The sequence below is a fragment of the Paenibacillus sp. LS-5 genome (assembly GCF_056121505.1).
The window spans coordinates 68084-79830 of record NZ_JBWAVA010000010.1 but is presented as its reverse complement, the minus strand read 5'-3'; the positions used below and the strand labels follow the sequence as shown (position 1 = coordinate 79830).

General features: G+C 44.8%; 9 protein-coding genes. 2 read left to right on the top strand and 7 right to left on the bottom strand.

Features of this window, described 5'->3' with window-relative positions:
* Window positions 1–22: 22 nt before the first annotated feature.
* On the bottom strand, window positions 23–2401 hold the full coding sequence (locus AC0MA3_RS15900; protein WP_474656897.1) for an ABC transporter ATP-binding protein/permease: 2379 nt from the start codon (window positions 2399–2401) through the stop codon (window positions 23–25).
* Window positions 2402–2601: 200 nt separating this feature from the next.
* Here AC0MA3_RS15900 and AC0MA3_RS15895 point away from each other — a divergent pair, with 200 nt between their 5' ends.
* Window positions 2602–3273 carry a response regulator transcription factor gene (locus tag AC0MA3_RS15895; RefSeq protein WP_474656896.1) on the top strand — a complete coding sequence of 224 codons (672 nt, stop codon included), beginning with the start codon at window positions 2602–2604 and terminating at the stop codon, window positions 3271–3273.
* Window positions 3273–4322: a HAMP domain-containing sensor histidine kinase gene (locus tag AC0MA3_RS15890; RefSeq protein ID WP_474656895.1), complete on the top strand. Its 1050-nt coding sequence runs from the start codon at window positions 3273–3275 to the stop codon at window positions 4320–4322. The genes AC0MA3_RS15895 and AC0MA3_RS15890 overlap by 1 nt, the downstream gene beginning before the upstream one ends.
* 151 nt (window positions 4323–4473) lie before the next feature.
* Here AC0MA3_RS15890 and AC0MA3_RS15885 read toward each other — a convergent pair whose 3' ends face one another.
* From AC0MA3_RS15885 to AC0MA3_RS15860, 6 genes are all read right to left on the bottom strand, one after another.
* Window positions 4474–5439: a glycoside hydrolase family 43 protein gene (locus tag AC0MA3_RS15885; protein ID WP_474656894.1), complete on the bottom strand. Its 966-nt coding sequence runs from the start codon at window positions 5437–5439 to the stop codon at window positions 4474–4476.
* A gap of 54 nt (window positions 5440–5493) precedes the next feature.
* A complete protein-coding gene (locus AC0MA3_RS15880; protein ID WP_474656893.1) occupies window positions 5494–6348 on the bottom strand; it encodes a carbohydrate ABC transporter permease in 855 nt (284 codons plus the stop codon).
* A complete protein-coding gene (locus AC0MA3_RS15875; RefSeq protein WP_474656892.1) occupies window positions 6338–7321 on the bottom strand; it encodes a carbohydrate ABC transporter permease in 984 nt (327 codons plus the stop codon). Before AC0MA3_RS15875 ends, AC0MA3_RS15880 begins: the two co-directional genes overlap by 11 nt.
* A 62-nt stretch (window positions 7322–7383) precedes the next feature.
* Complete coding sequence (locus tag AC0MA3_RS15870) at window positions 7384–8796, bottom strand: ABC transporter substrate-binding protein (RefSeq protein WP_474656891.1); 1413 nt, start codon at window positions 8794–8796, stop codon at window positions 7384–7386.
* A 212-nt stretch (window positions 8797–9008) separates the two neighbouring features.
* Window positions 9009–10748 (bottom strand): ABC-F family ATP-binding cassette domain-containing protein, encoded by a 1740-nt coding sequence (locus tag AC0MA3_RS15865; RefSeq protein WP_474656890.1) that lies wholly within the window; start codon window positions 10746–10748, stop codon window positions 9009–9011.
* A gap of 305 nt (window positions 10749–11053) precedes the next feature.
* Complete coding sequence (locus AC0MA3_RS15860; protein WP_474656889.1) at window positions 11054–11722, bottom strand: MBL fold metallo-hydrolase; 669 nt, start codon at window positions 11720–11722, stop codon at window positions 11054–11056.
* Between the last annotated feature and the right edge of the window lie 25 nt (window positions 11723–11747).

Below are 11747 nucleotides of genomic sequence, written 5' to 3'. Positions count from 1 at the left end.
CTATAACGGAACTGTTCCTCCTTTACTCACTCCGCAGTGCTGCTACCGGATCTTTCTTTGCGGCCATCTTGGCCGGAATGAAACCGCCGATCATCGTAAGTCCTACACTGATCACGCCCAGAATCAGCGCATGCAATGGATTCAGCTGGGCGACATTCGACAGATCGGTAAGATTATACAGTATTGCATTAACCGGAATGGTCAGCAGGTAGGTAATTCCAATCCCCAGAATCCCGGAGCAAGCCCCGATGATAAAAGTCTCGGCATTAAATACCCGTGTAATATCCTTCTTGCGGGCACCCAGTGCACGCAGAACTCCAATCTCTTTGGTCCGCTCCATCACAGAAATGTAGGTGATGATCCCGATCATGATCAACGACACCACCAGAGAAATCGCTGCAAAAGCAATCAGTACCATGGTAATCCCGTCCATAATACTGCCGGAGATGTTGGTAACAATAGCCGCCAGATCGGTATACATCACTTGATCCTTGGGTTCACGGCCTTCATTCCATTTGTCCAGATAAGCTGCGACTGATTCCTTGGCGCTGAAATCGATCGGGTACAAGGATACCGAGTTCGGGATATCTGTTGCCCCCAGAGAGGCAAGTGCATCCTCTTTGGTCAAGGAAGCACTGCCTACCGCCGCGCCTCCACCAGGGCCCATCATCAGCGGGCTTGTACCTGCTGCTCCGGCTGAACCACTGCCTGCAACACCATCTGACAATACTTGACCGGTCAGCACATTGAAGTCTGCTCCTTCCTGTGCCAATACGATCTCGGATTTCTCTGCATCTGCTATAAATGTAGCGGCAAGCTCATCCGAATAGGCAATGCCCGGAGACAGTGTAGATACGCTGGAGCCTTCCTTGCCGCGTAGAACCCCAACGATATTCAAGGTCACAGCTTTGGGGCTGTTATAGAGCTCTGTTAAATCCGCCGCAGTTCCGTTTACGACAAACTGCTCACCGTTTTTACGGTAATAGTCATTGTTCATTACCAGCTTCAACGGGGTCCCAATGAGATCTCCCAGATTAATACTATCGGCTTTATAATCCAGCCCCAGGGCATCTACCGCAGCATCGGTCAGACGGTTGTATTCATCCACGATAAGTACGACATCAGTCTTCTCGGAAGGGTATTTCCCCTCCAGCACATCATAATATTGCTTCAGATAGCTCCCCGTCTCACTTCCCTGTTTGCTCGGATATGCGGTTAAGCTGATGTTGTTTTTATCCAGCGTAGTGGCCTTTTGTCCGTCCGATACCAGTACATTCATATTCACGGTTCGGGTATAGGAAATGCCGTCAATCAGCTTAGGATCGATTTTATTTAAATAATCTATATATTCCTTGGTCAGCACATTGGTATGCTGTTTGGAATTTACGCTGGGGTCATAGGGATACAGCTTTTTCTCTGCAGGGTACGAGGGAAGTTCTGATGCTCCGTCGCTTGGCGGCCCCAGTTCAACACTCATTGCCGTCTGATTGATTGAGATCGGGAAGTTGGAGAGAGCACCTGTCTCATAGGAGCTGATCTGCTTGTCGAACCCATTTGACAAGGACAGAATCAAGGCAATACCGATGATTCCGATACTTGAGGCAAAAGCGGTCAAACCCGTGCGCCATTTCTTGGTCGCAATGTTCTTTCCGGATAATTTCAGGGCGGTGAAAAAGCCCATGCTGGTTTCTTTAAGCTTGTATGAGCTTGAGATTTTTTGATTCGCCAGCGGATTGCTGTCGGATATCGCGTGACCATCCGAGAAGCGGATTACGCGGTCTGCATAGCTCTCCGCAAGCTCCGGGTTATGCGTAACCATAATGACCAGCTTATCCTCAGCAATCGACTTGATCAGCTCCATGATCTGTTCACTGGTCTCTGTATCCAGAGCCCCTGTCGGCTCATCGGCGAGAATAATATCCGGATTGTTGGCCAGGGCCCGGGCAATCGCTACGCGCTGCATCTGACCGCCGGAGAGCTGATTCGGCTTCTTATGGACATGTTCCTTGAGTCCAACCTTCTCCAATACTTCAAGCGCCTTACGGTGCTTCTCGGCCGGGGCCACCCCGCTGAGCGTCATGCCCATCTCTACATTATCCGAGATACTCAGATGCGATATCAGATTATAGCTTTGAAAAATAAAGCCCACACTATTATTACGGTACGCATCCCAGTCCCCGTCTTTGAAGTGCTCCGTGGATTGTCCATTGATGATCAGCTCTCCGCTGTCATATTGATCGAGCCCGCCGGTGATATTCAGCAGCGTAGTCTTACCCGACCCGCTTTGGCCCAGAACCGCGACGAATTCACTTTCACGGAAGTTCAGATTTACTTTATCCAGTGCAACCTGTGTAAATTCCCCGGTCTTATAGCTCTTGGTGATGTTTTTTAATTGCAGCATCGTATTCAGTCTCCCTTTCCATTCCATCCCTGTAATCATGGGTCCCGCTAATCTCTCTCTTCTTGTCTTGCTGGCCCCAGTATAAGCGCCCAAAGTAAACTAAACCTCAACTTCGGCAGTTGAGATTCACTTGATCTTCATGCGGTATACTTAAACCATCTATATACTGAAATCAATGAAGCATCTCAGGAGGAAAGCCTATGTTTAATATTCTTGTAGTTGAGGATGACAGCAAATTGCGGCAGCTCTTCTGCACCGTCCTGACCAAAAACGGATATAACCCCATACCGGCAGTGAACGGGGAGGATGCACTCACGCTGCTGGATAAGGAATATGTTGATTTGATCATCTGCGATATTATGATGCCGCTCATGGACGGATATGAGCTGACGCGGACACTCAGAGACAACAATAATAATCTCCCGGTTCTCATGGTGACGGCACGGGAGAATTTCGCTGACAAACAACAGGGGTTTCTTGTCGGAATCGACGATTATATGGTCAAACCGGTGAATGTAAATGAAATGATGCTACGGGTGGGGGCACTGCTTCGCCGGGCCAGAATTATCAGCGAACGCCGGATCGAATGGGGAGGAACTGTGCTGGACTATGATGCATTAACCGTCATTCGGAGTCAGGAGAGTATCCTTCTTCCGCAGAAGGAATTTTATTTACTCTATAAATTAATCTCCTATCCGAACAAAATCTTTACCAAACAGCAGCTGATGGATGAAATTTGGGGGATGGATACGGAATCCGACGAGCATACGGTGGTTGTTCATATTAACCGCTTACGCGAGCGTTTCAGGGAGAACTCGGACTTTGAAATTGTCACGGTAAGGGGACTTGGCTATAAGGCGGTGAAACTGTGATGAAGCGCCAGAAAAGAGGCGGTCTGTGGTGGCATTTTGTATCGCTTGTGTTTGTGATTATTCTGTCCTTTGTTTTACTGATGTCAGTCTTGGCCTATCTATATATCAGACTGGGCAATGAAGCTGTTTTACACAGGAATCCCTTTCCTCCTATTCTGACCATTGTTGTATTCAGCCTCGTCATCGGAACAACAATCACAATAACCGTGGGCCGAAAAATACTATCTCCCATTGCAGATCTGATCAAGGCGGCCAAAGAGGTCTCCACAGGCAATTTTGAGATTCATTTGAATGAATCGCACCGGGTGGGTGAGATCCGCGACGTCGCCCACCACTTCAATCTTATGGTTCAGGAACTGCGCAGCATTGAGACACTCCGCAATGATTTTGTAGTCAATGTCTCTCACGAATTCAAGACACCCATTGCGGCTATCGAGGGATATGCCACTCTCCTGCAGGAAGAACATCTCAGCAAAGAGGAGCATGACGAATACACAGGCATGATCATTGACAGTGCCCGCCAATTGTCCACCCTATCCGGTAATATCCTCAAAATATCTAAGCTCGAAAACCAGGAACTGCTCACCGAACTTACGGAATACCGCCTCGATGAGCAGCTCCGTCAGGCTCTGTTATTGCTGGAAGCAGTCTGGGCTCCCAAGCAGTTGAACCTTAACATTGATCTGGACGAGCTGCGTTATTACGGGAATGAAGAGCTGATCATGCAGGTATGGCTCAATCTACTTGGCAATGCGGTCAAATTCACACCGGAAGGCGGAGAAATCTCAGTCACTCTTCAGTCCGAAGACCGCTGGATTACAGTAGTTATATCCGATACAGGAATAGGAATGACCCCTCAAGTATGCAAGCATATTTTCGAAAAGTTCTACCAAGGCGACCCTGCCCGTTCCTCCGAAGGTAACGGCCTGGGCCTGCCTCTGGTCAGCCGCATCATCAGCTTAAGCGGAGGAACGATTGAGGTCAGCAGCAAGCCGGGGATGGGGTCGACGTTTACGGTACGGTTGCCTATAGCAGATATCATAAAATAAATGAATTTTCCGCTCCGGTTCAAAGAAAAAGAAACCTCTCCTTGGAAGAGTTCAGTAACTCCATTTCTTCCAAAGAGGGTTTCTTTTGTAACCCAGAAAAGGCTGTAGAAGTCGCCTTCAGAGTAGATTCTGTTAAAGGAAGTGCACTCGATTAGAGGATTACCGGCCGGATTCTGCCGTCTTCTTCATAATGGAGCTCCGTAAATTTGACACAGCGTTTGTGGTCCACGCCGCCGGACAGGGATGCGTCATGGTAGAACAAGTACCATTTCCCGTCAAATTCCACGATGGAATGGTGAGTCGTCCAGCCTACGACCGGTTCCAGAATGGTTCCCTGAAAGACAAAAGGTCCACAAGGCTTGTCGCTGACGGCATAGACGATTTTATGGGTCGTACCTGTGGAGTAGGACAGATAATATTTGCCTTTATACTTATGCATCCATGGACCTTCGAAATATCTTCTGTCCTCATCACCCGCAAGGATTGCGTTCCCTTCCTCATCGGTAATAAGGATTTCCTCCGGGGCCGATTGTAAGGCCAGCAAATCTTCACTCAGCTCCGCTACCCGCGGACCGTAAGCCGGCTCCCCCGGACCTTTCTCAGCGGCATCCGGCTGGTACACGCCAGTATGCCACTTTTCTAATTGTCCGCCCCATAATCCGCCAAAATACATATAGGCTCTTTCATCCTCATCAACGAATACGGCGGGATCGATGCTGAAGCTTCCTTTGATATAGCTTTCCTGAGCCTGAAAAGGACCAGCCGGAGAGTTAGCTGTAGCCACTCCAATCCGGAAAATGCCCTCCTTGTCCCTGGCCGGGAAAAATAAGTAATATGTCCCCTGCCGGTATGCGGCATCGGGTGCCCACATTTGTGTTGAGGCCCAAGGTACATCCCGGAGATGAAGCGCCTCCCCATGATCCACACACGGAGACGACGGATTTTCTAAGGAAAACACATGGTAATCTTCCATCGCATACTGGTCGCCATTATCATTCGTAGGGCCATCGTGATCGATATCATGGGATGGGTAAATATAGAGCTTGCCCTCAAATACATGCGCGGAGGGGTCTGCTGTGTAGAGATGGGTTACCAGAGGTTTATTTTGTGCTGCCATAGTAGGATTCTTCCCCTCATTGTATTCGTCTTTGAAGCGTGCCTGTCAACAGTATTATTCTTTGACGCCACCCAGCGCTACACCCGCGATAATATAACGGGATAGCAGGAAGTACACCACAAACAGCGGCAGTGCCGTCAAAGCCAGACCCATGTAGATCGAGCCGAACGACGTCTTGTATATATCCCCGCGAAGCAAGCTGACCATGATCGGCATCGTGTATTTCTCCTTCTGGGTCAGCAGGATCAGCGGCATGAACAGGTTGTTCCAGTTGCCCACGAAGGCGAAGATTGCCTGCGTTGCTACTGCCGGCATCATCAACGGCAGGATAATCCGATTAAAGGTTTTGAATTCACCGGACCCGTCTACGCGTGCTGCTTCCACGATCTCTATCGACAGCGTTGCCAGCAGATATTGGCGCATAAAGAACACTACCGCCGGCGCTGCAATTGCAGGCAGAATCAGTGGGAGAAAGCTGTTGGTCCAATGGATTTTATACATGAACTGATAGAATCCGATGGCACTTGCCTGAGAAGGAATCATCATTACGCACAAAATAAAGGTAAAGAATGCCCCGCGCAGCTTCCAGCTATAGGTCACAAGACCATAAGCCGTCAGAGAGGAGAAATAGACCGTTAAGAGCGTTGCAGATGCAGAGATAATAAATGAATTCATGAACCCCTGAATCGGATCAAAACTCTTTTCGAGCAGTACCCGAATGTTGCTCATCATATGTGTCGAAGGAATCAGTGAGATACTGCTTTGAATTTGTGCTGAAGAGCGGGTGGCGTTTACAAACATGATCCAAAACGGGAGTATACTAAGCACCGCCAGACAGATGCAGACGATATAGATAATCGTTTTATTGATCCTCCGGGTGACGTTTCCGCCTTTTTGATTATTGTTCATGTGCTACGCCCCCCTTTTGGCTGCTCTTGGTGGATTTCCGATGCATTTTTTCGATTTTTTTAAGTCTTGCCGCGTCACGGTCACGCATTAAATAGAACACAAATGCTGACAATACGCCTGAAATCAAGAACATAATCATGCTTGCAGCAGCAGCACGATTGTACAAATAGCTTCCCTTAAAGGCTTGCCCATAAATGAACATGGAAGTGGTAAGCGTAGAGTCATCCGGTCCGCCCGCAAGGAAGAGCTGCGGAATATCAAACATGGTCAGGCCACCGACCATCGATGTAATCAGCGTGAATAGTAGAATTGTACGTAAACTTGGCAGCGTGATCCGCAAGAACGTTTGAACTCCGTTTGCACCGTCAATCGCCGCAGACTCGAAGAGCGCAGGATTGATACCCATAACACCTGCGATAAGAATGATCATGGTGTTTCCGTACCACATCCAGAACTGGATGAATGCCACAATGCCCCGCGCTACCGTCTTATCCTGAAGGAAGTAGATCGGAGCGTCGGACCAACCCATCATATGAAAAAAGCTGTTTACTGGACCCATCGGATAGCCAAACAAAGTGCTGAATAGCAAGGCGATTGTGCCCGCAGTAATAACATTTGGCATATAGAGTATAACCTTGAAAAAGCCTTGTCCCTTAATTTTAAGACGCTGGTTAGTGAACCATGCAGTCAGTAAGAGCGCAAGAAGGATCTGGGGAATGAAGTTGAGGAACCAGAGCAACCCGGTGTTAATCAGAGATTTTCTGAAAGAGGCGTTACTAAGGATCAAATCTTTGAAATTCTGAAAAGGATTATCCAAAATATGTATTGGTTTTGGTATTAATCCCTGCAAATCGGTGAACCCGATGAATGCGGTGTATAAAATAGGATACAGCGAGAAGATCAGAAATGCCAAAACAAATGGAAACGTAAAAATATAGCCAAATTTAGAGTAGTTCACACCATTGCGGCGCATGCTCTCACCCCTTTAGTTGATATGAAGGGGCGGGATGACTCCCCCGCCCCTTCGATTGCTTTTTATTCGCTATCGATATTAAGTTGATCTTTGACTTGCTGTTTGAAGGTTTTGATTGCATCATCACGGGACTTATTGCCTGCAGTATATTCGCGTACTTGATCACGCCAGAGCTTGTTGATCGTTTCGTCGAATGCAGTCAAGTTCTTACCGGAAGCGTTGGCATTAGCAGGAACAAAGATATCGAAAATGTTCTGTCCGCCAACCAATTCCAGGTCACCTTTAGACTTAGCCATGACAACGGAGGAAGCAACGCTGTCCTTCGCACCTTGCTCGCCATCTTTCATCGTTCCGTTAGCCCAGTAGTATTGGAGTCCGGTTTCAGAGGTGTCGAGTGTTACCCACTTGATAAAGTCCGCAACAGCCTGTTTCTTGGCTTCGTCCTTGACTACGTCTTTGTTAGCGAGCAACCAAGTGCCTCCCCAGAAGAAGCCTGTTGGTGATTCAGTAACTGCCCAGTCACCCTTTGTTTTTACAGCATGTTCGCTTAACGTATAGTTAATGAGCCAAGCAGGACCGAAGAAACCGAAGACCGGTTTTTCGCCAGTGCCGTTCATATCGGCGAACCAAGCTTCTTGCCAATCTGTTGTATCATTGTAGTAGTTATTGTCTTTAAGCTTCTTAGAATAATCAAGGAATTGTTCACGCTTCGGATCAATATGCAGCTTGCCATCGACAATCCAGCCTTTATCGGAACTGTTTTCGATCGCGTGCCAGATATCGCCGTCACCAGAAACTGCGGCATATCCTTTAGCTTTCAGCTTCTCAGCTGCACTGAAGAATTTATCCCAGCCTGGACCGATTTCAGTCTTGATAGTAGCCGGGTCATCTGTCCCAAACACATCCTTGGCTAGCGAGCGGCGATAGATAAAGGCTCCGCCTGTTGCCTGATAGCCGAGACCCTTCAGTTGACCGTCTTTGCTGCCGATATCAACAGAATATTGAGCGATGCCTGCGTCCTTAACCATTTGATCGGTAAGGCCCAGGTCAGCATAATTGGCGGCAAAAGTGGATGCATCGCCTTGTGTATATTTGAGTACGAATGCTCCTTCAGCAGCATAAATATCTGGTGCATCTTTTCCGCCAGCGGCCAACGCCTGGTCAAGAGCAGGCTGATATGCTCCATCTGTAGTTGCGACAATCGTAGGTTTGAACTCTACATTTGCGTCTGGATGAGTTTCCATATACTTTTTGGCCATGTTCGGAATCTCGTCTGTGAAGCTCCAGAGGTTAATGGTCACTTTCTCAGTGCTCTTAGCTGGAGCCTCTGTAGCGCTTGCTGCTGGGGCTGTAGTTGGGCTTGCTGCGTTAGAGTTAGAGTTTGCGTTGTTGTTGTTCCCGCCACATGCTGTCAGAGCAGATGTCATTACCAGCATTGTAGAGATACCGACTAAAACACGTTTCATACTTTTCATACTTTGCCTCCCCTTTTTATATGCATCCTCGGTTGTGTAACCGCATTCATAATTATAGGACGTATACTCCTTGAACATAAGGAACCATTCATTGGGAAAAATTCCACTATTATTGGATTTCGATCTATACAGGCATAAAAAAGAAAAATGGCCTCATCCCTTACCTGCAAAGGGCGAAGCCATTAGACCTATTATTCTCTTCCCACTGACAACTACAGCAACTTAATTAACTCTTCTAGCTCATCAACCAAACCTTTTGCACGTTCAAAATCAGTATCTTTTAAAGCCAGTTCAATCTCTGTTTCAACTGCTTTTTTCTTTTGTTCCGTTTCTAAATAATCTCTTTCAAAATGACTGGCATATATCATTTTTCTGAATTTTCGTATACTCATTTTCCGGATCGTCTTATCGTCAATAATTAAGACATAATCCATTCCATTTACCACTGAATAGAAATCATGAGAAATCATAAGAATCGCACCTTTATAGTCCCCAATGGCTTTCTCCAGTGCTATTTGTGTATAGGTGTCTAAATGACTTGTCGGTTCATCAAGAAGCAATACGTTTGCTTTACTGGCAGAAACTTTAGCCAATTGAAGCATATTTTTTTCTCCGCCAGATAAAGATCCTATCTTTTGATTAACAATTTCTCCTTCAAAGCCGTAGGTGGAAAGATAGGATCTAATCTCATCATAAGTTGTAAACCCGGCATCGATGAATTCTTCAAGTATTGTATTAGAATCCTTTAGCACTTCGCCCTGAAGCTGCGATAAATAAGCTACTTTAACGTCCGTATTTATTTCAATGGATTCGTGATTATTCTTAAAAATATCCCGGAGCAAAGTCGTTTTCCCGGTACCGTTTGAACCGATAAGGGCTACTTTATCCGTAGATTTTATCTCAAAGTTAACATTTTCTAAAAGTAGCTCATCAAAGGCAACACTATAATTATTAACATTTATAACATTGCCGTCTTCCATTTCATTATCCATACCGAAACTGATATCCGGTTGCTTAATATTTACGAATGGGGCTTTAATTCTACGCGCTTCCAATCTTTCTTGAAATTTAACCCTGGCTTTCAGCGCTTTTCCTCTGGAAGCTTCTGAATTATAAGTTGCGATAGCTCTAAGATTATTGATGATGTTCTCGTTTCTCGCAATTTCCTCATCCTCAGCGATTGTGAGTTCTTGCAACTCTATTTTAGTCTGAAGTAAGGAGAAATTATAATCAATATATCGTCCATCAAACTCTTGGATCTCCATATTTTCAAGGTGAATAATTTTGTTGAAGCAGTGATTCAATAGATATCGGTTGTGCGTAACAACCAGCAGTATTCCTTTGTGAGAATTAATAAGATTTTTAAGTGCATTTAGGTTTTCAAAGTCTAAAAATACATCGGGTTCATCCATAATCATTAAGTCTGGATATTTGAGCATTTCCTTCATCACTTGAATAAGTTTGAATTCCCCGCCACTCAGGTCAGATACCCTAAGATCTTTTAGCTTCATGAGGTTTGCCAGATTTAGCTTCTTATTAATATTGCTTTCAAAATCATCCCCGCCCATTGAATCAAAGGCATCTAAAGCGAATTGATACTTCTCAAGTAACGACTCAATATCCGATGATGTCTCCATTTCAGTACAAATGGCTGTTATTTCATTTTGTATCTTAATAAATTCTTCTCCTATATATTCGAAAACCGTTGTTTCTTTAGTTTTGTCTGGTTGTGAGAACTGACTTACATACCCGATGCTGCAAGTGGGATCCATCTCTAACATGCCATCGAACAAGTATCTTTCTGGATCCATCAGTATATCGATCAGTGTGCTCTTCCCACTGCCACTTGTTCCTATAAAAGCGCAATGTTGTGTCTCATCAAGCGTAAACGAAATATTTTTATATAGTTCTTTTTGCGGAAAAGAGAAGGATAAGTTTTCAACTTTTATCATAGTATTACCTTTCTTTATAACTAAATTTGTGACTATTATCAGATGTACTGAAGAGCTTGAGCATAGATTTTAAGTTAACCGTGAGTTGATAGAATAACACTGTTTACAACCAACATCAATCATTTCAAATAAAGTATTGGTTTATAAGCGGATGCGTATGTTTTTGAGTTAAAAATAGGGCCATCCTAATGATAGATTAGGACAGCCCTTTTATTTCACTGGACATATTATTGTCAGGTGTTAGAAACCCATTTTTCAAAAACAATGGTCACTACTTCTTCGTATAGGCTTAAGAATACAAATATTTAAATGAAATTCATAAATCCTTTTTGCCCGCTACGCATCCTAAATTTAATAAAATCCGCTTCATTAGTAATATTAAGATAAATATTATTTTTTAGGACATACGAAAATTCCTGCCCTAGCTCAGCATGATACTTGTGACCAGGATAAATTTTTGTAGACAGTGGAATGATATCAACCAAACGTCTCATTGTAGCGAAAAGATCATGTGGACTAGAATTACTGTCAGTACACGTACCGCATCCTTCTATAAATAGACAATCACCAGTAAAAAGGTTGCCGTTAATTAAATACGAAATACACCCTTTTGTATGTCCAGGCGTCAAAAAAGGCTCAATTCTTAGCTTGTCTATTAATAAAGGTGTCTCATCTCTTACATAAATTATGCTTTTATCGGAAATACCAGCAATTTGTTTAGCCTCAGGAGAGATCAATATTGGAACATTGTAGTACACTGACATAAATTCGGCCAAATGGATGTGATCAGAATGGCCATGTGTAATTAACACCGCTTTAATATCCAATTGCAATTTATCAGCGGCAATTAATATTTTTTCGCTTTCCCAAGCCGGATCAACTAGTACACCTATTCCTTCATCGGTATAAATAATATAACTGTAGTTTATGAATTCTTTATAACAAACCCTGATTACTATTACTTTACACTTCATATTTTCTCCTACTTACTTCAATAAG

What these genes read in the sequence shown, in the direction of transcription:
- AC0MA3_RS15860 (WP_474656889.1), bottom strand. Translation starts at nt 11,722, where the DNA reads ATGAAGTGTAAAGTAATAGTAATCAGGGTTTGTTATAAAGAATTCATA.
- AC0MA3_RS15895 (WP_474656896.1), top strand. Translation starts at nt 2,602, where the DNA reads ATGTTTAATATTCTTGTAGTTGAGGATGACAGCAAATTGCGGCAGCTC.
- AC0MA3_RS15890 (WP_474656895.1), top strand. Translation starts at nt 3,273, where the DNA reads ATGAAGCGCCAGAAAAGAGGCGGTCTGTGGTGGCATTTTGTATCGCTT.
- AC0MA3_RS15870 (WP_474656891.1), bottom strand. Translation starts at nt 8,796, where the DNA reads ATGAAAAGTATGAAACGTGTTTTAGTCGGTATCTCTACAATGCTGGTA.
- AC0MA3_RS15865 (WP_474656890.1), bottom strand. Translation starts at nt 10,748, where the DNA reads ATGATAAAAGTTGAAAACTTATCCTTCTCTTTTCCGCAAAAAGAACTA.
- AC0MA3_RS15885 (WP_474656894.1), bottom strand. Translation starts at nt 5,439, where the DNA reads ATGGCAGCACAAAATAAACCTCTGGTAACCCATCTCTACACAGCAGAC.
- AC0MA3_RS15875 (WP_474656892.1), bottom strand. Translation starts at nt 7,321, where the DNA reads ATGCGCCGCAATGGTGTGAACTACTCTAAATTTGGCTATATTTTTACG.
- AC0MA3_RS15900 (WP_474656897.1), bottom strand. Translation starts at nt 2,401, where the DNA reads ATGCTGCAATTAAAAAACATCACCAAGAGCTATAAGACCGGGGAATTT.
- AC0MA3_RS15880 (WP_474656893.1), bottom strand. Translation starts at nt 6,348, where the DNA reads ATGAACAATAATCAAAAAGGCGGAAACGTCACCCGGAGGATCAATAAA.